Here is an 18,146-nt window from a genome sequence, read left to right on the forward strand (position 1 = left end):
GTCGAGACGTTGGCGATGATACCGAGGTCGTCGATCGGGCCGACCGTCGGTGCTGCATGCCATGCCGCCATCGGGATCTTGGCGGCCTTGGCCTGCTCCATCGCCGGCTTTTGCTCGACGGCGTCGAAGCCGTTGATGATGATGCCGTCCGGATTGAGCGCCAGCGCCTGGCCAAAGGCCGCCGTGCGGCCGCCGATGGAGCCGGCGCCGTCAAGCGTCTTGACCGTCCAGCCAAGTGCCGCCGCCGCTTCCTCGACGCCCTTGGTGACGCCGAGAATGCCGCCGTTCTTCATGTCGGCGCCAAGCACGACGATCGTCTTGCCCGCGGCCCCCTTAGGCCCTGTCATCGGCCCGTCCCATTTCTCGACCTTGCTGGCGTATTTGTCGACGACGGCCTTGGCGTCGGCCATCGGATCGGCGAGCGCGGTCGAGGCGATGCCGAGCGCCAGGCAGGCGACGCCAAGCTGAAGGACTGTTCTGCGATGCATGCTGTTTCTCCCATTAAGCATTGTTGGTTGTCGTTGTTCGTTGGCTGGTGGCTGGTTGAGTGGCGGCGGGCGGCACCACGGCGCCGCGGCGGCGCTGCGCGTAGCCGGCAATGCCGATCGCGACGAGCAGGGTGACGCCGTTGAACAGCGGCTCGACCCAGAACGAGCCGCCGAACTGCTGGATGCCGGAAATGCCGACGGCGAGGATGACGACGCCGATGATCGTGCCCCAGACATTGACGCGGCCGGGCTTGATGGTGGTCGATCCGAGGAAGGCGCCGACCAGCGCCGGCAGCAGATATTCGAGACCGACGCTGGCCTGGCCGATCCTCAGCTTCGAGGCGAGCAGCACGCCGCCGAGCGCGGTGAGCGCGCCGGAGGCGACGAAGGCGCCCACGACGAATTTCTGCACCGGGATGCCGTTGAGCGCGGCGGCCTTCGGATTGGCGCCGATGGCGTAGAGGTAGCGGCCGATCGGCAGGTATTCGAGCACGAGCCACATCGCCAGCGCCAGGACGACCACGTAGTAGCCGGTGATCGGCAGGCCGAACAGCATCGTGCCGTTGAGGGAGAGGAAGCCGTCGGGAAGCACGCCGACGACCTGCCGGCCGCCGGTGTACCACATGGCCAAAGCATAGAGCACGGTACCGGTGCCGAGCGTGGCGATGAAGGAATCGATGCGCGCCACCTCGACCAGCCAGCCATTGATGAAGCCGGTGAGCACGCCGAGCAGGATGACGATCAGCACCGCGATCGGCCAAGGGATGCCAAAGGCCGTTTGCAGGCTGATGGCCAGGATGTGCCACAGCACGATGCCGTAGCCCACCGTAAGGTCGATGCGGCCCGAGGCCATGGGGATCATCGCCGCAAGCGACAGCATCGCGATGATCGCCTTGTCGGAGATGATCGAGCGCAAATTGAGCAGCGTCGGGAACGTCCGCGGCAGCAGCAACGAGAACAGCACGATGAGCAGCAGCGTCAGGATCGGCAGGCCGTAGACCGGCAGGTAGCGCGAAGCCTTCTGGCCGAGGCTCAGCCCGGAAAGTTCCGACCGGGTCGGCTCCAGCGCCGTCGATTTGATCGAATTCATGGGGGTCCTCCTAGAGCATGATGCCGAAAAGTGTGAGGCGGTTTTCGGACGACATCATGCTCTATCTCTTTGATTTAGAACCGGATTCAAATTTCAGGTCGATTGGACCTGAAATCATCCGGCTCTAGGCGGCTTCGGACACGGAGGCGGCGCGGATGAGCGCAGCCGTCGTCAAGGCATCGCCGGCAAGTTCGCGTACGATGCGGTTATGCGAGAAGACGAGGGCGCGATGGCAGATATGGGCGACCTCCTCGAAATCGGTGGAGACGACGATGACCGCCAGCCCGGCTTCGACGGCCGCCGCGATCAGGCGGTAGATCTCGGCCTTGGCGCCGACATCGACGCCGGCCGTCGGGTCCTCGGCGATCAGCAGCTTGCGGCCCGTCGCCAGCCAGCGGCCGACGACCACCTTCTGCTGGTTGCCGCCTGAAAGCGCCTCGATCGGCAGATGCGGATCGTTGGGTCTCAGCCCCAGCCGCGCGCCGAGTTCCTGCGTCAACTCGCTCTCCCGCGCCGGCTTCATGAAGGAGAATAGTCCACGACCGACCGCCGACGGATTGAGATACATATTCTCGCGCACGGAAAGCGACAGCGCGACCGATTCCTCGGTGCGGTCGCGCGCGATGAGGCCGACGCCGGCGGCAAGGGCGGCACCGACCGAAGACAGGTCGAGGCGCTTGCCGTCGAGCGAGACCGTTCCCTCGAAACGCTCGGCGCCGAACAGCGCGCGGCCGACGGCTTCCTGTCCGGCGCCGCGCAGGCCGACCAGCCCGAGCAATTCGCCGGAGCGCGCCTCGAAGGTGACCGGGCCGACGTTGCCGCAAACGAGGTTTTCGACCTTGAGCCGCTCCGGCCCGTCCTGCCATTGCGACTTGGCGAACATCTGGTGCGCCGGCCGGCCGACGATCAGGTCGACCAGTTCTTGCGGCGTGGTCTCGACCACTGGCTTAACCGCGACCATGCGGCCGTCGCGCATGACGGCGACGCGGTCGGCGATCCGGAACACCTCGTCCAGCCGGTGCGAGACATAGATCATGCCGACGCCGCGCTCGCGCAGCGGACGCAGCGCCTCGAACAGGCGTTCGACCTCGTCGGCCGGCAGGCTTGCCGTCGGCTCGTCGAGCACCAGAACGTCGGCTTCGGTGGCGAGTGCGCGAGCGATCGCCACCAGCGACTTTTCCGTGCGCGAAAGGTCCTGGACGCGCGTCGCCGGATCGAAGGCGCAGCCGACCAGCGCCAGCGCGCGCTCGGCGCGGCGCTCGGTGTCGCGCCAATCGATCAGGCCCGAGCGGCGCGAAAAGCCCTGCGCCATGCCGACATTCTCGGCCACCGTCATCCATTCGATGAGGCCGAGGTCCTGATGGATAAAGGCGACCTTCTGTGGCTGGTTGGGACGCGGCGGGCGGTGGTGATAGTCTTCGCCGCGAAAGCGGATCGTGCCCTGGTCGCGCTTGTGGATGCCGGCGAGCGTCTTGATCAGCGTCGACTTGCCGGCGCCATTCTCGCCAAGCAGGGCGACGATCTCGCCCTCGTGGATGTCGAGCGAGACCGACTTCAGCGCCAGAGTGCCGCCGAAGCGCTTGGAGATGTCGATGAATTCGATGAGCTTGGGCCGCATCTATGGCCCTCCCAAGCCAAGCAAACGGACTGAATTGGCACCGATGTTATCGCTAACATTTTTGCAGGTCAAGTCTTGAAAACGGTTTGCCGCGAAGGCTATCGGTAACCCGTTTTCGCGGAGGATGGAGCATGTTCGGAGACTTAGAGGGCGCGGGCTTCGAGGTTCTCGACGAGCGGTTCGAAAGCTGTTTCGTCGGCCATGTGGCGGTCGAGCGGGTGTGGACCGGAGGGCGCTGGCTGGAAGGCCCGGCATGGTTCGCGGCCGGGCGCTATCTGGTCTTCTCCGACATCCCCAACGACCGCATCATGCGCTACGACGAGACCAATGGCGTGGTTTCGGTGTTCCGGGCGCCGGCAAACAGTGCCAACGGCAACACGGTCGATACAGAGGGACGGCTGGTCACCTGCGAGCATCGGTCGCGGCGCGTCACGCGCACCGAGCATGACGGATCGATCACGGTGATCGCCGACTGCTTCGACGGCAAGCGCCTGAATTCGCCCAACGACGTCGTGGTGCGCTCCGACGGCACGGTGTGGTTCTCCGATCCGCCCTATGGCATCGCGACAGACTATGAGGGCGACCGCTCCGAACAGGAGATCGAGGGCTGCCACGTCTACCACGCCGATCCCGCGACCGGCGAGGTGGCGCGCGTCGTCTCGACGATGGCGAAGCCCAACGGTCTCGCCTTCTCGCCGGACGAGACGGTCCTCTATGTCGGCGACACCGGCATCACGCATCAGAAGGACGGGCCGCGGCACATCCGCAAGTTTGCCGTCGAAGGCAATGCGCTCAAGGAACTCGGCGTTTTCGCAACCTGCACGGCCGGCCTGTTCGACGGCTTCAGGGTGGATACGGCGGGTCGGGTCTGGGCAGGCGCCGGCGACGGCGTGCATTGCTTCGATCCCGACGGCACGCTGATAGGCAAGATCCGCATCCCGGAAACGGTGGCGAACCTCGCCTTCGGCGGCGCCAAGCGCAACCGCCTGTTCATCACGGCGCGGCAGTCGCTCTATTCGGTGTTTGTGGTCGCCAATGCGGCCGCAAGAGGCTGAGGTCCGACCTAGGCGGGGACGGATCGAATGGGCTCACGCGATCGTGTGTTCGCCTATCAAAAATGGACTATTGCATTTGCCCGAAAGGCGAGCCGCTCGACAAGCGGCTCGCCTTGTTCATGTCAGGCAACATCCTTAGCCCGATAGGCATCGGGAAGGACAAAGACTTCATCGGCGCGGCCGTAGCCTCCATCAGGAACTTCTTCGATCAGCACCATGGTGTAGGGGCGCACACCCTCGCCGAAATAGTCCACGAACATCTGCGTGGTCTTGTGGACGAGATCTTCCTTCTGCGCTTTTGTGAGGGCGGCCTCGGGCATCTTGAAGTTGGCAAAGGGCATTTGCAGGTTCCTTTCAGTGGCATTTCACGGCGCCGGTTGGCGCGTCCGATGACGACGGTCGCGTCGTCATCGGACGGATCGATCTTCGTTGTCATGGGGCGGATATAGATTGCCGCGGATGTCGGATAATCACCCCGCTGCTGGCAGCACTATTCGGAAAGAGCGAACAATCGGAGCGACGTCGGCGCCCTATCCGCAGCTCGCTCAGCGGTGCTGGGCATCCCGCATTTTCGCGCTGGCAGGGTTGTGAAGATCGGACCGGTGGCGAGCCGGCGTCGTTCGCCTGTGCAACAGGTCAGCTGTTGCGCGTCGCCACGAATGTCGCCGCTTCCTTCAGCAGGGCCGCGCGCTCGCCATAGGGATCGAGCAGCGCATGCGCCTGGCCGACGAGGCCGTTGAGCTGCTTGCGCGCCCAGTCGGCGCCGTGCAGGGCGACCAGCGTCGCCTTGCCTGCGGCGGCGTCCTTGCCGGTCGCCTTGCCCATCTGGTGCGCATCCGCCGTCAGGTCGAGCAGGTCGTCGGCAAGCTGGAAGGCGAGCCCGATCGCCGAGCCGAATTCGGCCAGCCGCTCGCGGTCTTCCGGCGGCGCGCCGGCGACGATGGCGCCGGCCTCGCAGGCAAAGCGGATCAAGGCGCCGGTCTTCATCGCCTGCAGCCGGATGATGCCGGCCTCGTCCGGCGGAGTGCGTCCGGCATCGAGATCGAGCATCTGCCCGCCAACCATGCCGCCAATGCCCGCGGCGCGGGCAAGCGCCAGCACCAGCGCTGCCCGGCGTTCCACGGGCAGCACGGTGGCCTCGTCGGCGAGGATGTCGAAGGCAAGCGTCAGCAGCGCGTCGCCGGCGAGGATGGCGGTGGCATCGTCGAAGGCCCGGTGCACGGTCGGCTGACCGCGGCGCAGATCGTCATTGTCCATGGCCGGTAGATCGTCATGGATCAGCGAATAGCAATGCACGCATTCGAGCGCCGCCGCCACGCGCGATGCCGCCTCGCCATCTGCGGAAAAGAGCGCTGCACTTTCCATAACCAGAAAAGGGCGCAGGCGCTTGCCGCCGTTCAACACGCCATGGCGCATGGCCGCCATCAGCCGCTCCGGCCGGGCGATCTCGCCGGACAGCGCGCGCAGGTCGAGAAGCCGCCTGAGCAGCGCCTCGATTGCCGCTGCGCGTGTCAGAAGTGCGGTTTCGAACGCGATTTCTTCGTCTTTCGCCATGGCCGGGAGCGGTAGCCGACACTCAGACATTGCGCAAGAAGCCGCGCGCCATTATGCCGGTTGAGCTGATGGCACGGGTGGGGCGGCTTGACGGAACCGATCGTCGATCATGAAATCGAAGGACTGGACATGGCGCGGCCGAGGCGCCTGAACCGCGCCGGTCTCAAGCGCCTTGGCCGGCGCTCCCTGGTCGTTGCCGCCATCCTGGCGGTGGTACCGGTGGTGCTGACCTTCCTCTATCTGCCGTCCTTCGTGCATCCGGTGTCGACGCTGATGCTGAAGGACCTCGCGACCTTCTCCGGCTACGACCGGCGCTGGGTTTCGATCGACGACGTGTCGCCGGCGCTGGCGCATTCGGTGATCATGTCGGAGGACGGGCAGTTCTGCTTCCACCGCGGGGTCGATCTCGGCGAATTGCGCGGCGTCGTGGACGACGCGCTGGCCGGCGAGGCGACGCGCGGTGCCTCGACCATCACAATGCAGACGGTGAAGAACCTCTTCCTCTGGTCGCGGCCGCTGGGCACGGTGCGCAAGGTGGTCGAACTGCCGCTCGCCGTCTATTTCGACGCGGTGATGTCGAAGCGGCGCATTATGGAGATCTACCTCAACATCGCCGAATGGGGCCCGGGCATCTACGGCATCGAGGCGGCCGCCCAGCATCATTTCGGCGTCTCGGCAAACAAATTGTCGCGCCGGCAGGCGGCGCTGCTCGCCGTCACGCTGCCCAATCCGATCGCCCGCAATCCGGCAAAACCGGGGCCGGGCTTGCGACGCCTGGCGGCACTGATCGAGCGGCGCGCCGGTAGGTCGGGAGCCTATGTGGGTTGCCTTGATTAGGACGAACCAGCGCCGGCTCAAAAAAATTTGCCGCGGTGCTGGCCAAAACGGCGCAAGGCGTGTATAGGCACCCGACTTTCTCAGATTATGGCCCCAGACGCGGCCCTTTCACGAGGGTTGCCGGGGCATTTTGACCATGTAGTGGAGCATATCCATGGCCGTTCCGAAACGAAAAACCTCTCCGTCGAAGCGCGGCATGCGCCGCTCGGCCGACGCCCTCAAGGCCCCGACCTATGTCGAGGACAAGAATTCCGGCGAAATGCGCCGCCCGCACCATATCGACCTGAAGACCGGCATGTATCGCGGCCGCCAGGTTCTGGAGCCGAAGGAAAGCTGAGAAGCTTCCGGCGGTTTGCGACTTCCAAAAAGACCGGCCATTGGGCCGGTCTTTTTGCGTTTGGCCTCGCCAATCGCTCCAGCGTCGCGGTCCGATACCGACTCCGCCGACGGACCCTGCGCGCCGGTCTTTGTGGCCTGACAGGCGCGGGAGGAACCCCCGCTAACATGCTTGTTTCGCGCGGTCTTCGAGCGTGTTAGCGGCGACGCATGAAACTTCTTGACGAGGAAGGCCGGCGGGCTGCAACTGAAGGAAGCTCAATCGGAGACGCCAGATGTTCGGTGCCATCCCCCTGCTGATCGTGCCCTTCGTGCTCTACAATCTCGGGCTGCTCGGGATATTCGGCAGCGGCGACGATCCCTGGGCCAACGAGATGTTCTCGTTCCGCATGATGTCCGGTGGCGTTTTCTCGATGACGCTCGGCGACCTGATGGTGCTGATCGGCCTGATCTTCCTGTTCGTCGAGATCTCAAAATCGGTGCGCACCACCAACGCCTCGATCCTCGACCATCTGTTGTCGACACTGGTCTTCATCGCCTTCCTGGTCGAGTTCCTGCTGGTGAAGGGCGCAGCGCATTCGGTCTTCTTCACCCTGATGGTCATCGCGCTGTTCGACGTGCTCGCCGGCTTCTCGGTGTCGATGCGGTCGGCAAGCCGGGATATCAACCTGAACTAGGATGTGCCGATATTCAGGTGAGACCGGTCTGCAAATGATCCGGGCTCAGCCCGGATCGGCAGTGAAGCCGGCGGCTTCGATGCCGGCGATCGCGGCGGCCTCGTCATTGTCCGACGTGTCGCCGGAGATGCCGACCGCGCCGATGACGGCGCCGACATGATCGCGGATCAGCACGCCGCCGACGACAGGCAGGACACGACCGCCGGAGACGTCGGAGATGCCGGCGATCAGATGCGGCCGTTCCTTGGCGAAGGCTTCGACGCGGCGCGAGCCCATGCCGATGGCGAGCGCGCTATAGGCCTTGCCGGCCGACATTTGCGGACGCAGGAACGATGCGCCGTCCTGGCGCTGGAAGGCGACCAGATGGGCGCCGGCATCGAGCACCGACACGCCGAGCGGCCTGAGCTTCAGCTCGGCACCCCTGGCGAAGGCGGCGTCGATGATTTGCTTGGCTTTCTCGAGCGTCAGCGCGGTCATGGCAGTCTCCTGTTGAAGGCCGCGATCATCGTCGACGAGACGCAAGATACAATCCCGGCCGCGGTTGAAACTGATTTTCGGGAAGTGGCGAAACGCCGCGCCCTGTCTAGCCGGCGGCAGCCTCAGCCTTGCGGGCGACCACCACCTCGTAGCCGGCCTGCAGGGTCGCCCGAACGGTTGGCCCCTCATGGTCGATCGGCGCGCCGAGGTGTTCATGGCGCAATTCGTCCATGAAGCGCTCCCATAAGGGTGGGCCGCCGTTTTCCAGAAGCTCAGCGCGGATCGAGAGCTCCTCGCTGACCGGCAGCCAGACACGGCCCCAGGCGCCGAGATGCGCCATGATCGGCACCAGGGTGATGGCCATCTCGGTCAGGCTGTAGATTGCCTTCTGCTTGTGGGAAGGATCGTCGGCCTTTGTCAGCATGCCCAGCTCCATCAGCCGCTTCAGCCGGTCGGCAAGGATGTTGGACGCGATGCCCTCGATCGATCCGTTGAGCATTTCGCGAAAATGACGCCGGCCGCCGAAGATCATGTCGCGCAGGATGATCAGGCTCCAGCGATCGCCGAACACTTCGAGCGACAGATTGATCGGGCAGCCGGAGCGGTGATCGGTGTTCATGCAAAGTCTCCAGAAAAACCGGTTGCATTATCGTATCAGTCTGATTATCGTGCAACTGATTGCAAAATGCAATCGGATTGACAGAGAAGGAAGCGACCATGAAGACGAAAGAGCAGCCCCGGATCGTTTCCGAAACTTTTGGCAGTCCCGGCGATCCGGCCGTTCTGCTGATCATGGGCGCCATGGCGTCGATGCTGTGGTGGCCAGAAGCGTTCTGCCGGAAGCTGGCCGGCGAGGGTCTGTTCGTAATCCGCTACGACAATCGCGACACCGGCCACTCGAGCAAATACGCGCCTGGCGAGCCGCCCTACACATTCGATGACATGGCCGACGATGCCATCCGCGTGCTCGACGATCATGAGGTCGTGAGGGCGCATGTGGTCGGCATGTCGATGGGCGGCATGATCGCGCAGCTGGTGGCGCTGAAACACCCGTCGCGCCTCACGGCGCTGACCGTGATCAGCACGTCGCCTGTCGGCATCGACACCTCGCATCTGCCGGGAATGTCCGAGAGCTACAAAGAGCACGCGGCGGCAGGTGAGAAGGTCGATTGGTCGGATCGCGAGCAGGTGATCGACTTCATCGTCAGCGAAGCCCGCGTCATCGCAAGCACCGCGCATCCGTTCGACGAGAAGCGGACAAGGGCGTTCGTCGAGCGGGACTATGACCGGTCGGGAGGCCTGCTCAGCGCGACCAACCACTTCCTGCTCAAGAACGGCGGAGACTGGAAGGACCGCCTTCGGGCGATGCGGATTGCGCTGCTCGTCATCCACGGCACGACGGATCCGATCTTTCCGGTCGAGCATGGCGCAGCGCTCGCCGAGGCGGTTGCCGGTGCGAAGTTGGTGCGTATCGAGGGCGGCGGCCACGAACTGCATCCGGACGACTGGGCCGTCATGATCGCCGCCATCGTGGCGCATGACCGGGCAGCGCGGGCGCGGGCCGATCCATCCCCGGCGTGACAGCGCCTCACCGGATGCGCCATTATCAAGACCAGAAGCCCCCTTCCGCCCGGACCGGCGGCCACAAGCGAGCAAGCAATGTCTCTGACCATGCACCTCCACCCGCTGGCATCGTTCTGCTGGAAGCCGCTGATCGCGCTCTACGAGAACGGCACGCCTTTCGATGTCGTCATTGTCGATCTCGGCAACGAGCAGTCGCGCGCGGCGTTCCTGAGACTGTCGCCGGCGGGCAAGATGCCGGTGCTGCGCGACGAGGCGCGCGGACAGACGGTGCCGGAATCAACCATCGTGATCGAGTATCTGGCCGTCCACTATCCTGGCCCGACCGCGCTGATCCCGGCCGATGCCGACCTCGCCCGCCAGGTTCGGACCGCCGACCGCTTCTACGATTTCTATGTGCAGGAGCCGATGCAGAAGATCGTCGGCGACCGGCTGCGGCCGCAGGGCCAGACCGACCCGTTCGGTGTCGAGCAGGCGCGGGCGCAGTTGCGCGCCTCCTACGCCATCATCGAAACCGAGATGCAGTCGAGGATTTGGGCGGTTGGCGAAACCTTCACCATGGCCGACTGCGCGGCGGCTCCGGCGCTGTTCTACGCCAACAAGGTCGAGCCGTTCGGCGACAGGTTCCCCGCGGTTAGGCGTTATCACGATCGCCTGCTCCAACGACCGTCCTTCGCCCGCGTGATCGAGGAAGCCCAGCCCTACTTCAAGTTCTTCCCCTACAACGACGGCTGACATCAGTGCTTCGCGATCGGAGGCGAGCGGTCCTTCTCACCTGGCCTTGCATCGCTCCTATGGCTCGATCACCTTCTTGCGGCCCTCCGGTTCCACCATCTCGAGCCGAGTTTCGGGACCATCCGCCTCGAGCAAAATGTAGCTTGCGTCGTCGCCGCCGACGAAACTCAGACCGGCGCTGGCGGTCGTGGCGCTGATCTTGACCGAGGGCTGGCCATTCTCCGCGATGAGGCGGAACAGCACGGTTTCGGCCTCGCCGGCCTTCGCCGGGAGCACGGAGATGCTGGAGCGCACCCGGCCCTGACTATCGACAATCTGAAGCCCGCTTCCGCGCAGAATGCCTGGGCTGTCCTGCGCCTTCGCCGGCAGGATCTGCGTCAGCCCCATGCCAGCGAGCAGAACCAGATTGATTGCCGTCAGAGCGCCAAGAACCGCTTCGCGTCGCATGGGTTTCCTCCTCCACAGCCAGAAAAAGCGCAGAACGGAATCGCATCAAGCAAGTGCCGGACCGGTCATGCCGCCCAGAGGTCACTCGCCGGGCAATGCTTCCCAGAACTGGTCGAGCCAGATGTTCAACCGCAGGAAGCCGGCACTGCTGACCGTGTAGACCCGCCGCGTGCCTTCCGCCTTGGCGTTGACCAGGCCGGCCTCGAGCAGAACCTTCAGGTGCTGCGAGACGGCTGGGCGTGAAACTGGCAGTCCGGCCGCCAGTTCGTTGACGGTCTTCGGGCCGCGCCGGAGCTCTTCGAGAAGATAGCGCCGGTTGGGATCGGCAATCGCCACAAAGGCATCAGAAAACATCATGCGTCATTTTAGAGGCAAAGTTTCCCAAATCTCAACCATTGGTTTCAGCCTTTCTGCGCGGATCGAGCCGCAAGGCTTCCGGCGTCACCGAACGGTCGGCCGGCTGGGTCTTGAAGGCGTCGCGGTTTTCGATCGGCACCGGGGCGCGGCGGCTGATGCGCAGCAGGGTGTAGCCCGCCAGGCAAAGATGGGCGAGCGCGGTGGCCAGGAACAGGCCCTCGGGGCGCAGCCAGCCCATCAGGCCGGCGGCGAGCAGGGGCCCGATCATGGTGCCGAAGCCGTAGAGCAGCAGAAGACCGCCCGAAACCTTGACGAAATCCTCCGCCCGCGCGTGGTCGTTGGCATGCGCCACTGCGATCGAATAGAGCGTGTAGGCGAAAGCGCCGTAGGCGGCGGTCAAGACGATGACGAAGACGCCGGAGCGCGGCTCGAACAGGAAGACGAAAATGGCAAACAAGGCTGCGCCAAAGGCCGCACCCGCCAGCACGAAACGGCGGTCGGTCTTGTCCGAGAGGCGTCCCGCCGGAAGCTGCATGGCCGCTCCCGCCACCACCACCAGGCTCATCATCAGCGCGATCTCGGCCGTTGAGATGCCGATGCGGGCGCCATAGACGGCGCCGAGCGTGCCCCAGGCGCCGTTGGCAATGCCGATCAACAGGCAGGCAATCGCCGACACCGGCGAATTGGCGTAGAGCCCCTTCACGTCGAGCTTCACGTCCTGCAGCGGCTTCGGATGCGACTGCGTCGAGACGGCGGTCGGGATCAGCGACAGGCAGAACAGGATGCCGGTGATCATGAACAGCGAAGCCGACTTCACGTCGCCGCCGGCGACGATCATCTGGCCGCCCATGATCGATGCATAGGTGACCATCATGTAGAGGCCGAAGACGGTGCCGCGGTTCTCGTTGGTGGCCTTCTCGTTCAGCCAGCTTTCGATGACCATGAAGGCGCCAGCCATGGTGAAGCCGGTGAAGGCGCGCAGCAGGATCCAGACATATTCATCGATGATAAGGCCGGTGAGCAAAGCGACGATGGCGCCCGACGCGGCAAAGGCGCCGAAGGCCCTGACATGGCCGGCGCGGCGAACCAGGCGCGGCGCAAAGAAGCAGCCGGTGACGAAGCCGCCGGCCCAGGCGGTGCCCATCAAGCCCAGCGATGCCGTGGAAAAGCCCTCCAATTGGCCTCGCAACGGCAGCAGCAGCCCGTGCAGGCCGGACGCCGCGAGCAGGAAGGCCGTGCCGCGAAGCAGCGAGAGGATCGGTCGGTAGGTCGCAAACATTGGCTGATCCGGCTGGAGGTTCGTGGCGCTGGTCTGACAGGCGCATTCGGGCTTTTCGGCGGCGAACACTGCCGCTTTCAACGCTAGCCGCGGCGGAACAGCGCCTCGGCCGCTGATTTGGTCGCTCCCTTGGCCTTCAACTCGGCTTCCAGCCGGGCGATCTCGTCGCGCAGCATGCCGATCCGCTCGGACAGTTCGTCGGCCGAAAGCAGGGCCAGATCCTGCCCGATCTCATGCGGGCGCGCCTTCTTAACGGGTTCGTCGTCGAAGATCGCCATCGTCGCTCCTCCCTGATATGCCATTTGCCGGATTCGACAATGAGCATACATAGGGCACGGGTGCTGATGCAAACGGCCAGCCAAAGAGGCCAGACGAGGACGGGACAATTCATGGCGAGCGCACAGAAGATTCCGGCGAAGATGATGGCGATCGCGATCTCGGAGCCAGGCGGGCCGCGGGTGCTGAAGCCGGAAACGCGCGATGTGCCCCTGCCGGGGCCAGGCGAGGTCCTGATCCGGGTGCGTGCCGCCGGCGTAAACCGGCCGGATGTGCTGCAGCGCAAGGGCGCCTATCCGCCGCCGCCCGGCGCCTCCGATCTGCCGGGGCTCGAGGTCTCGGGCGAAGTCGCGGCACTTGGCGACGAGATATCGCGCTGGCGCATCGGCGACCGGGTCTGCGCGCTCACCCCCGGCGGCGGATACGCCGAATATGTCAAGGTGCACGCCGGCAGCGTGCTGCCGCTGCCGGCCGGCTTCACCCACACCGAAGCGGCGGCGGTGCCGGAAACCTATTTCACTGTCTGGCACAATGTGTTCGAGCGCGGCGGCTTGAAGTGCGGCGAAACGCTGCTGGTGCATGGCGGTTCGTCGGGCATCGGCACCACGGCGATCCAGTTGGCGTCGGCCTTCGGCGCCTACGTCATCACCACCGCCGGCAGCAGGGAAAAATGCGACGCCTGCCTGAAGCTCGGCGCCGACCGGGCGATTAATTACCGCGAGGAGGACTTCGTCGCCGCGGTCAAGGACGCGACTGGTGGCAAGGGCGCCAATGTGATCCTCGACATGATCGCCGGAGACTATGTGACACGCAATTACGAGGCCGCGGCGGTGGAAGGCCGCATCGTCCAGATCGCCGTGCAGGGCGGGGCGGCGGCGAGTGTCGATTTCTCCAGGCTCATGGTCAAGCGGCTCACCCATACCGGCTCGACGCTGAGGCCGCGCACGGTCGAATTCAAGGCGGCGATCGCCGTGGCGCTGGAGGCGCAGGTCTGGCCGTTGCTCGGCAGCCGCAAGATAGCGCCGGTGATGGACACGATCCTGCCGCTCAGCGAAGCCTGGCGGGCGCATGAGCGGATGGAGGATGGGGAGCATATCGGCAAGATCGTGCTCGACGTCGGCTAGGATGCATCGATATTCAGGTGAGGCCGGCCTGCAAACGGCGCTTTCCTGCGCTTCCGGTGCTCACGTAGTTTCCTTGCTGCCGCATGTCCTTGTCGGAAAACCGGGACCACTTCTCCGGGACATGCGGAAGTACGCTCCGCTCCGGTTCTCGGAAACCACCGTTTTGGTCGCCCCGCGCCCGTCTTCGACTCCGCCTCGGCCTGACCTGAATCTCGACGCGCCCTGGTGTGTAAATCGCCTGCGGAAAAGCTGAACAAGAGCTTAATGCTGCAATGCACAAAACGCATTGCCGCCATGCAAAAGCGTCCGTTCAATTCTTAGGCGGCGGTGCCTATTTACACGGCATCGAACAAATCAACCAACGACTGGAGACCCGCCATGAACCCGATCCGCGCTTTCCGTAACTGGCGCATGTACAACGAGACCGTGCGCGAGCTGAACAAGCTCAACGCCCGTCAGCTTCACGACCTCGGCATCAACCGCGCCGACATCGAGCGTATCGCCCGCCAGGCTCTTTGATCTCAAGCGCGCCCCGGCCGTGAGGCCGGGGCAGCGTTGCGAAGCCAGAGCCGTCGAAGACGCTTGCTCGTCTCCGGTTCCGAACCCGCTGGACCCAGTCCGGCGGGTTTTGTCTTTCTTGGGCCGCGGCCGTGCCCGGCCTCTCCTCCAGGGCTCTCCAAAAACATTGCGAAATGGTGACGGAGCGGTTATACAGGCCGCGAATTTCCCATTTTGGTGGCTCTAAAACCACCGCCCGCGCGGGAACGCGGGCGAACGAGAAGGATTTTTGGAAATGGCCAATACGCTGCTGATGCCCAAGGCGACCGCCGTCTGGCTGGTCGACAACACCGCGCTCTCCTTCGAGCAGATCGCCCAGTTCTGCGGGCTGCATCCGCTTGAGGTCAAGGCGATCGCCGACGGCGAATCGGCGCAAGGCATCAAGGGCATGGACCCGATCATGACCGGCCAGCTGACCCGCGACGAGATCGCGCGCGCCGAGAAGGACCCGAACCATCGACTGAAGCTGTCCGACCCAAAGGTCAGGGTGCCGGAATCCAAGCGCAAGGGCCCGCGCTACACGCCGCTGTCGAAGCGTCAGGACCGGCCGAATGCCATCCTCTGGCTGGTGCGCAACCATCCCGAACTGAAGGACGCGCAGATTGCCCGTCTTGTAGGCACCACCAAGTCGACGATCGAGCAGATCCGCGAGCGCAAGCACTGGAATTCGGCCAATCTGCAGCCGATGGATCCGGTGACGCTGGGTCTCGCCTCGCAGATCGACCTCGACATGGAAGTCAACCGCGCCTCGCGCGGCCGCGAGCAGGCGCAGCCGGTCGGCGACACGCTGCTGCCGGCGGCGTTGACGGAACGGCTGGTCCCGGCGCCGGAAAAGCCGAAGGACGAGGACGCCGAGCTCGACGCCAACGCCGTCTTCGCCAAGCTCTCGGCGCTGAAGTCGAAGGACAAGGACACGGACGACGAGGAGTAGAATTCTCGGCATGCCAACAAAAAAGCCCGCTTCGAGCGGGCTTTTTTATTGGCCTTCGAGCCTTCAGTTGCGCGCCGCCCGGTCCGGCGTCATGCCATAGTCCTCGCTGCGCTCCACCGCGCGGTAGAAATCGGCGAGCTGCTTGCCGCGCTCCGGTTTGTAGACGCGGCCGGCGATCACCACCGAGGCAATGCGGTCGATGCGGAAGGCGCGGAAATCGTCGCGCATCTCGCACCAGGCGACCAGCGTCCACACCTTGCCCCAGAACCACAGGCCGAGCGGCCGGATGTCGCGCGCCGTGCCGCGCCCGGCCTCGTCCGAATAGTCAATGGTCAGGACCTGGCGTTTCTCGATCGCGCGCTCGATCAGGTCGATCGCCTCGCGCGCGGCATCGCTCACCACCCACATCGGCGTGTGGATCTCGGTGCGGGCGATGCGGTCCTTCTCGGTATCGGGCAGCACGGCGCCGATCTTGACCAGCGCCTCGTCGGCGGCCCGCGCCATTGCGGCGCCGCCAAAGGCGCGCACCATGCGGGCGCCGGCGACCAGCGCCACGATCTCGTCACGCGTGAACATCAGCGGCGGAAGGTCGAAACCCTCCCTCATCATGTAGCCGACGCCCGCCTCGCCGTCGATTGGCACGCCGGTCGACTGCAGGTCGGCGATGTCGCGATAGATCGTGCGCTCGGAAACCTCGAGCCACGTACCCAGCTTCTGGGCAGTGACCAGACGGCCGCCGCGCAAATGCTGCACGATCTGGAAGAGCCTGTCGGCACGACGCATCGTATGGTTCCTCGATGTTGTTCCTATCATGTCGTGGTTCCCAAAACCGGTTCCCACTTTTGGGCGACATGCACTATGGCTTCAGCCCTTCGCGCTTGCGCTGCACGGCGACGAACTCCGTGCCGAAGGACAGTTTCCTCGTTGTCGGCGTCCTGGCGTCCAGCACCCGCCAGAACGGCGCGATCTCGCTCAGCGCCATGCCGTGCTCGAGATCCTCGCCGGCGGCCTCGGCAACAGTGCGCAGATGATAGCCAATGGCGACCGGGCATGTCACTTCAGCCCCGTTCTCGATGGCCAGCGCGGTGCGCAGCGCGCGGACGTCCATCTCGACGCCTTCGGGGATCGAGCGGATGAAATCATCGACCTGGCGCGCCGTCGGCACCAGCATCGGCTGGCCTTCGACGACGTCGGCGAAGCTCCGCGGCGACGGCTTGATACCATTGACGCCCGGCGTGTTCAGCCTGTCGTTCCAGCTCTTCACCATGCGAAGTTCACTCTCTACTCCTGCCACACCATGACACGACCCTCCTGACAGCATACTGTCAGGAGGGTTCAGCACGTCTGCTGACGATAGGGTGCCTACATCCTGCTCGAACCATCAACTTTCTCACGCTCGATTGCCCGAAGTATTTCCGCTCCGTCGCTTCTACATCTGGGCGCGGCAGTGTCCGCATCCAAGCGCGGCCTGCAAAAATCGTTCAATGGTCGAGGTGGCGGCCGTTGCCGTACATATCCGGCCAGCCAATGTCCTTGCGGATGTCCGCGGGCAAGCTGTTCATGAAACGCTGGGTGCGGATCTCGTTGCGCATCGTGCGGATCTTGCCGACATAGTGCTCGATGCTGCGCAGTACCGTGAAGCTGGTCATGGCTGGTCTCCTCTTTTCGATGAGAACACTATCGCACACCCCTGCTGACAGCAGTCTGTCAGGAGGGTGGCAGGTCTGCGAAGAAGATTGCGGTCAGCCCGGCCGGCACCCCGGGAAACGGCCGTCTTGCGCGGTTCTGTTTGGGTCCGGAAGTGCGACGCCGGCTTTGACAGCAGGCTTCGATGCTGCTCAAAGGCGGCATGTCGAAGCTCCTGGCGCTCGTTGTCATTGGCATCATGCTCATCCAGCTGATCAAGCCGCTCGGCTGGCCGGGGCTGAGGCGGCGCAGCGATTTCTGGAAGCTGGCGCTGCTTGCCATGGCGGCGATCTCGATCACCGCTGTGCTGGGGCACTGGGGCTAGAGCCGAAGCGCCACCCCATCGGGCGCCGCTACGCCAAGGGCTGCTCGCCCAGAACAGGGGCTAGCAGATGCTCCGCCCAGGCGCGGTAGCCGGCTTCCGAGGCGTGGAATCCGTCGACGGCAAAGCCGGCCTGCGGATCGAGGATCGGCAGCCGCGACGCAGGAACCGCGCCGCGCTCCAGGCAGAGGCGCTTGCCCATCCGGTTCATCTCGGTGGCCCTGATCTCGAGAATCCTGCCAAGCAAGGATGGCATCGCCGGCGCCCGCGTGAACTCCAGCACCGGCGACCACACCACGCGCGCCTCCGGCCATTTGGCGCGCAGCGCGTAAAGCAGGCCGCCGAACTCCTTCTTGAAGCGTGGCACCGAGTGGAAGTTCTTGGTGTCGTTGGTGCCGATGGCGAGCACGATATGCGTCCACGGATCGGCCGACAAATTGGGCAGGACATGGTCGCGCACCTGGCCGGAAGTCGCCGAATTGAAGCCGGCCGCCCGCCAGCGCACCGCACTGCCGGTCCGTTCGGAAATCAGGATGGCGAGCTGCGCCGCAAGTCCGTTCTCGGAATGGCCAATGCCGACCGAGGCGGCGGAGGAATCACCCAGCACCAGCAGCGTGATCGCCGGCGCCTTGCCCTGCATCTCATGCATGACCGGACCCCGCGCCGGCAGCATGCGGCTGGTGCGACGGCGCACGCCGAGCCCCTGCCAGACATAGAC

The 18,146-nt window shown here is 64.8% G+C and carries 25 protein-coding genes; 10 read left to right on the forward strand and 15 right to left on the reverse strand.

Annotated features, from left to right (window positions below):
- The 3 genes from EN742_RS05400 to EN742_RS05410 all read right to left on the reverse strand — a co-directional run.
- A partial coding sequence (locus EN742_RS05400) for a substrate-binding domain-containing protein (protein ID WP_148670033.1) occupies positions 1–488 on the reverse strand: 488 nt, incomplete at its 3' end.
- Between the two features lie 13 nt (positions 489–501).
- Positions 502–1,578 (reverse strand): ABC transporter permease, encoded by a 1,077-nt coding sequence (locus tag EN742_RS05405; RefSeq protein ID WP_126057948.1) that lies wholly within the window; start codon positions 1,576–1,578, stop codon positions 502–504.
- Positions 1,579–1,702: 124 nt separating this feature from the next.
- Positions 1,703–3,196 (reverse strand): sugar ABC transporter ATP-binding protein, encoded by a 1,494-nt coding sequence (locus EN742_RS05410; protein WP_126057949.1) that lies wholly within the window; start codon positions 3,194–3,196, stop codon positions 1,703–1,705.
- Positions 3,197–3,327: 131 nt separating this feature from the next.
- Here EN742_RS05410 and EN742_RS05415 point away from each other — a divergent pair, with 131 nt between their 5' ends.
- Complete coding sequence (locus EN742_RS05415) at positions 3,328–4,251, forward strand: SMP-30/gluconolactonase/LRE family protein (protein WP_126057950.1); 924 nt, start codon at positions 3,328–3,330, stop codon at positions 4,249–4,251.
- A 122-nt stretch (positions 4,252–4,373) separates the two neighbouring features.
- Here the strand turns inward: EN742_RS05415 and EN742_RS05420 are convergent, their stop codons facing one another.
- Positions 4,374–4,592 carry a 4-oxalocrotonate tautomerase family protein gene (locus tag EN742_RS05420; RefSeq protein ID WP_126057951.1) on the reverse strand — a complete coding sequence of 73 codons (219 nt, stop codon included), beginning with the start codon at positions 4,590–4,592 and terminating at the stop codon, positions 4,374–4,376.
- A 295-nt stretch (positions 4,593–4,887) separates the two neighbouring features.
- Positions 4,888–5,805 carry a polyprenyl synthetase family protein gene (locus EN742_RS05425; protein WP_126057952.1) on the reverse strand — a complete coding sequence of 306 codons (918 nt, stop codon included), beginning with the start codon at positions 5,803–5,805 and terminating at the stop codon, positions 4,888–4,890.
- A gap of 129 nt (positions 5,806–5,934) precedes the next feature.
- Between EN742_RS05425 and EN742_RS05430 the strand changes: the two genes are divergently transcribed.
- The 3 genes from EN742_RS05430 to EN742_RS05440 all read left to right on the forward strand — a co-directional run bounded on the left by EN742_RS05430 (position 5,935) and on the right by EN742_RS05440 (position 7,655).
- The gene (locus EN742_RS05430) at positions 5,935–6,642 is read left to right on the forward strand and encodes a transglycosylase domain-containing protein (protein WP_126059336.1); all 708 of its coding nucleotides are present in this window, start codon (positions 5,935–5,937) and stop codon (positions 6,640–6,642) included.
- 154 nt (positions 6,643–6,796) lie between these two features.
- Complete coding sequence (rpmF, locus tag EN742_RS05435) at positions 6,797–6,979, forward strand: 50S ribosomal protein L32 (protein ID WP_006203806.1); 183 nt, start codon at positions 6,797–6,799, stop codon at positions 6,977–6,979.
- Positions 6,980–7,253: 274 nt separating this feature from the next.
- Positions 7,254–7,655, forward strand: coding sequence for a hypothetical protein (locus EN742_RS05440; RefSeq protein WP_126057953.1), 402 nt, complete (start codon positions 7,254–7,256; stop codon positions 7,653–7,655).
- Between the two features lie 45 nt (positions 7,656–7,700).
- On the opposite strand, the gene EN742_RS05445 is transcribed toward EN742_RS05440, so the two are convergent.
- Together EN742_RS05445 and EN742_RS05450 are read right to left on the reverse strand one after the other, a co-directional pair.
- Positions 7,701–8,132, reverse strand: a complete 432-nt coding sequence (locus tag EN742_RS05445; RefSeq protein WP_126057954.1) for a heme-binding protein — start codon at positions 8,130–8,132, stop codon at positions 7,701–7,703.
- Positions 8,133–8,238: 106 nt separating this feature from the next.
- Positions 8,239–8,751: a helix-turn-helix domain-containing protein gene (locus tag EN742_RS05450; protein ID WP_126057955.1), complete on the reverse strand. Its 513-nt coding sequence runs from the start codon at positions 8,749–8,751 to the stop codon at positions 8,239–8,241.
- Between the two features lie 98 nt (positions 8,752–8,849).
- On the opposite strand from EN742_RS05450, the gene EN742_RS05455 reads away from it, so the two are divergent.
- Both EN742_RS05455 and EN742_RS05460 read left to right on the forward strand, forming a co-directional pair.
- Complete coding sequence (locus EN742_RS05455; RefSeq protein ID WP_126057956.1) at positions 8,850–9,713, forward strand: alpha/beta hydrolase; 864 nt, start codon at positions 8,850–8,852, stop codon at positions 9,711–9,713.
- A gap of 78 nt (positions 9,714–9,791) precedes the next feature.
- Entirely contained in the window at positions 9,792–10,448 is a 657-nt protein-coding gene (locus EN742_RS05460; protein WP_126057957.1) for a glutathione S-transferase family protein, read from the forward strand.
- Between the two features lie 57 nt (positions 10,449–10,505).
- Here EN742_RS05460 and EN742_RS05465 read toward each other — a convergent pair whose 3' ends face one another.
- The 4 genes from EN742_RS05465 to EN742_RS05480 all read right to left on the reverse strand — a co-directional run bounded on the left by EN742_RS05465 (position 10,506) and on the right by EN742_RS05480 (position 12,809).
- The gene (locus EN742_RS05465) at positions 10,506–10,895 is read right to left on the reverse strand and encodes a hypothetical protein (protein WP_126057958.1); all 390 of its coding nucleotides are present in this window, start codon (positions 10,893–10,895) and stop codon (positions 10,506–10,508) included.
- Between the two features lie 81 nt (positions 10,896–10,976).
- Positions 10,977–11,252, reverse strand: a complete 276-nt coding sequence (locus EN742_RS05470; protein ID WP_126057959.1) for a metalloregulator ArsR/SmtB family transcription factor — start codon at positions 11,250–11,252, stop codon at positions 10,977–10,979.
- A gap of 31 nt (positions 11,253–11,283) precedes the next feature.
- Positions 11,284–12,531, reverse strand: coding sequence for an MFS transporter (locus EN742_RS05475; protein ID WP_126057960.1), 1,248 nt, complete (start codon positions 12,529–12,531; stop codon positions 11,284–11,286).
- Between the two features lie 83 nt (positions 12,532–12,614).
- Positions 12,615–12,809 (reverse strand): DUF1192 domain-containing protein, encoded by a 195-nt coding sequence (locus tag EN742_RS05480; protein ID WP_126057961.1) that lies wholly within the window; start codon positions 12,807–12,809, stop codon positions 12,615–12,617.
- Between the two features lie 111 nt (positions 12,810–12,920).
- Between EN742_RS05480 and EN742_RS05485 the strand changes: the two genes are divergently transcribed.
- The 3 genes from EN742_RS05485 (at position 12,921) to EN742_RS05495 (ending at position 15,420) form a co-directional block, all read left to right on the forward strand.
- On the forward strand, positions 12,921–13,931 hold the full coding sequence (locus EN742_RS05485) for an NAD(P)H-quinone oxidoreductase (protein WP_127405391.1): 1,011 nt from the start codon (positions 12,921–12,923) through the stop codon (positions 13,929–13,931).
- 378 nt (positions 13,932–14,309) lie between these two features.
- Positions 14,310–14,450 carry a DUF1127 domain-containing protein gene (locus EN742_RS05490; protein WP_126057963.1) on the forward strand — a complete coding sequence of 47 codons (141 nt, stop codon included), beginning with the start codon at positions 14,310–14,312 and terminating at the stop codon, positions 14,448–14,450.
- Between the two features lie 274 nt (positions 14,451–14,724).
- Positions 14,725–15,420 (forward strand): DUF1013 domain-containing protein, encoded by a 696-nt coding sequence (locus EN742_RS05495; protein WP_126057964.1) that lies wholly within the window; start codon positions 14,725–14,727, stop codon positions 15,418–15,420.
- 63 nt (positions 15,421–15,483) lie between these two features.
- Here the strand turns inward: EN742_RS05495 and EN742_RS05500 are convergent, their stop codons facing one another.
- The 3 genes from EN742_RS05500 to EN742_RS05510 all read right to left on the reverse strand — a co-directional run bounded on the left by EN742_RS05500 (position 15,484) and on the right by EN742_RS05510 (position 17,069).
- The gene (locus tag EN742_RS05500; protein ID WP_126057965.1) at positions 15,484–16,203 is read right to left on the reverse strand and encodes a YafY family protein; all 720 of its coding nucleotides are present in this window, start codon (positions 16,201–16,203) and stop codon (positions 15,484–15,486) included.
- Positions 16,204–16,276: 73 nt separating this feature from the next.
- Positions 16,277–16,687, reverse strand: a complete 411-nt coding sequence (locus tag EN742_RS05505) for a hypothetical protein (RefSeq protein WP_189347769.1) — start codon at positions 16,685–16,687, stop codon at positions 16,277–16,279.
- A 214-nt stretch (positions 16,688–16,901) separates the two neighbouring features.
- Positions 16,902–17,069, reverse strand: a complete 168-nt coding sequence (locus EN742_RS05510; protein WP_126057966.1) for a hypothetical protein — start codon at positions 17,067–17,069, stop codon at positions 16,902–16,904.
- A 182-nt stretch (positions 17,070–17,251) separates the two neighbouring features.
- On the opposite strand from EN742_RS05510, the gene EN742_RS05515 reads away from it, so the two are divergent.
- The gene (locus EN742_RS05515) at positions 17,252–17,431 is read left to right on the forward strand and encodes a hypothetical protein (RefSeq protein ID WP_189347771.1); all 180 of its coding nucleotides are present in this window, start codon (positions 17,252–17,254) and stop codon (positions 17,429–17,431) included.
- Between the two features lie 28 nt (positions 17,432–17,459).
- Here the strand turns inward: EN742_RS05515 and EN742_RS05520 are convergent.
- Positions 17,460–18,146: SGNH/GDSL hydrolase family protein (locus EN742_RS05520; protein WP_148670034.1), on the reverse strand; the 687-nt coding region annotated here is incomplete at its 5' end.

It is taken from the genome of Mesorhizobium sp. M4A.F.Ca.ET.020.02.1.1 (genome assembly GCF_004022645.1).
Lineage (GTDB): Bacteria > Pseudomonadota > Alphaproteobacteria > Rhizobiales > Rhizobiaceae > Mesorhizobium.

What these genes read in the sequence shown, in the direction of transcription:
- EN742_RS05405 (WP_126057948.1), bottom strand. Translation starts at nt 1,578, where the DNA reads ATGAATTCGATCAAATCGACGGCGCTGGAGCCGACCCGGTCGGAACTT.
- EN742_RS05410 (WP_126057949.1), bottom strand. Translation starts at nt 3,196, where the DNA reads ATGCGGCCCAAGCTCATCGAATTCATCGACATCTCCAAGCGCTTCGGC.
- EN742_RS05415 (WP_126057950.1), top strand. Translation starts at nt 3,328, where the DNA reads ATGTTCGGAGACTTAGAGGGCGCGGGCTTCGAGGTTCTCGACGAGCGG.
- EN742_RS05420 (WP_126057951.1), bottom strand. Translation starts at nt 4,592, where the DNA reads ATGCCCTTTGCCAACTTCAAGATGCCCGAGGCCGCCCTCACAAAAGCG.
- EN742_RS05425 (WP_126057952.1), bottom strand. Translation starts at nt 5,805, where the DNA reads ATGGCGAAAGACGAAGAAATCGCGTTCGAAACCGCACTTCTGACACGC.
- EN742_RS05430 (WP_126059336.1), top strand. Translation starts at nt 5,935, where the DNA reads ATGGCGCGGCCGAGGCGCCTGAACCGCGCCGGTCTCAAGCGCCTTGGC.
- rpmF (WP_006203806.1), top strand. Translation starts at nt 6,797, where the DNA reads ATGGCCGTTCCGAAACGAAAAACCTCTCCGTCGAAGCGCGGCATGCGC.
- EN742_RS05440 (WP_126057953.1), top strand. Translation starts at nt 7,254, where the DNA reads ATGTTCGGTGCCATCCCCCTGCTGATCGTGCCCTTCGTGCTCTACAAT.
- EN742_RS05445 (WP_126057954.1), bottom strand. Translation starts at nt 8,132, where the DNA reads ATGACCGCGCTGACGCTCGAGAAAGCCAAGCAAATCATCGACGCCGCC.
- EN742_RS05450 (WP_126057955.1), bottom strand. Translation starts at nt 8,751, where the DNA reads ATGAACACCGATCACCGCTCCGGCTGCCCGATCAATCTGTCGCTCGAA.
- EN742_RS05455 (WP_126057956.1), top strand. Translation starts at nt 8,850, where the DNA reads ATGAAGACGAAAGAGCAGCCCCGGATCGTTTCCGAAACTTTTGGCAGT.
- EN742_RS05460 (WP_126057957.1), top strand. Translation starts at nt 9,792, where the DNA reads ATGTCTCTGACCATGCACCTCCACCCGCTGGCATCGTTCTGCTGGAAG.
- EN742_RS05465 (WP_126057958.1), bottom strand. Translation starts at nt 10,895, where the DNA reads ATGCGACGCGAAGCGGTTCTTGGCGCTCTGACGGCAATCAATCTGGTT.
- EN742_RS05470 (WP_126057959.1), bottom strand. Translation starts at nt 11,252, where the DNA reads ATGATGTTTTCTGATGCCTTTGTGGCGATTGCCGATCCCAACCGGCGC.
- EN742_RS05475 (WP_126057960.1), bottom strand. Translation starts at nt 12,531, where the DNA reads ATGTTTGCGACCTACCGACCGATCCTCTCGCTGCTTCGCGGCACGGCC.
- EN742_RS05480 (WP_126057961.1), bottom strand. Translation starts at nt 12,809, where the DNA reads ATGGCGATCTTCGACGACGAACCCGTTAAGAAGGCGCGCCCGCATGAG.
- EN742_RS05485 (WP_127405391.1), top strand. Translation starts at nt 12,921, where the DNA reads ATGGCGAGCGCACAGAAGATTCCGGCGAAGATGATGGCGATCGCGATC.
- EN742_RS05490 (WP_126057963.1), top strand. Translation starts at nt 14,310, where the DNA reads ATGAACCCGATCCGCGCTTTCCGTAACTGGCGCATGTACAACGAGACC.
- EN742_RS05495 (WP_126057964.1), top strand. Translation starts at nt 14,725, where the DNA reads ATGGCCAATACGCTGCTGATGCCCAAGGCGACCGCCGTCTGGCTGGTC.
- EN742_RS05500 (WP_126057965.1), bottom strand. Translation starts at nt 16,203, where the DNA reads ATGCGTCGTGCCGACAGGCTCTTCCAGATCGTGCAGCATTTGCGCGGC.
- EN742_RS05505 (WP_189347769.1), bottom strand. Translation starts at nt 16,687, where the DNA reads ATGGTGAAGAGCTGGAACGACAGGCTGAACACGCCGGGCGTCAATGGT.
- EN742_RS05510 (WP_126057966.1), bottom strand. Translation starts at nt 17,069, where the DNA reads ATGACCAGCTTCACGGTACTGCGCAGCATCGAGCACTATGTCGGCAAG.
- EN742_RS05515 (WP_189347771.1), top strand. Translation starts at nt 17,252, where the DNA reads ATGCTGCTCAAAGGCGGCATGTCGAAGCTCCTGGCGCTCGTTGTCATT.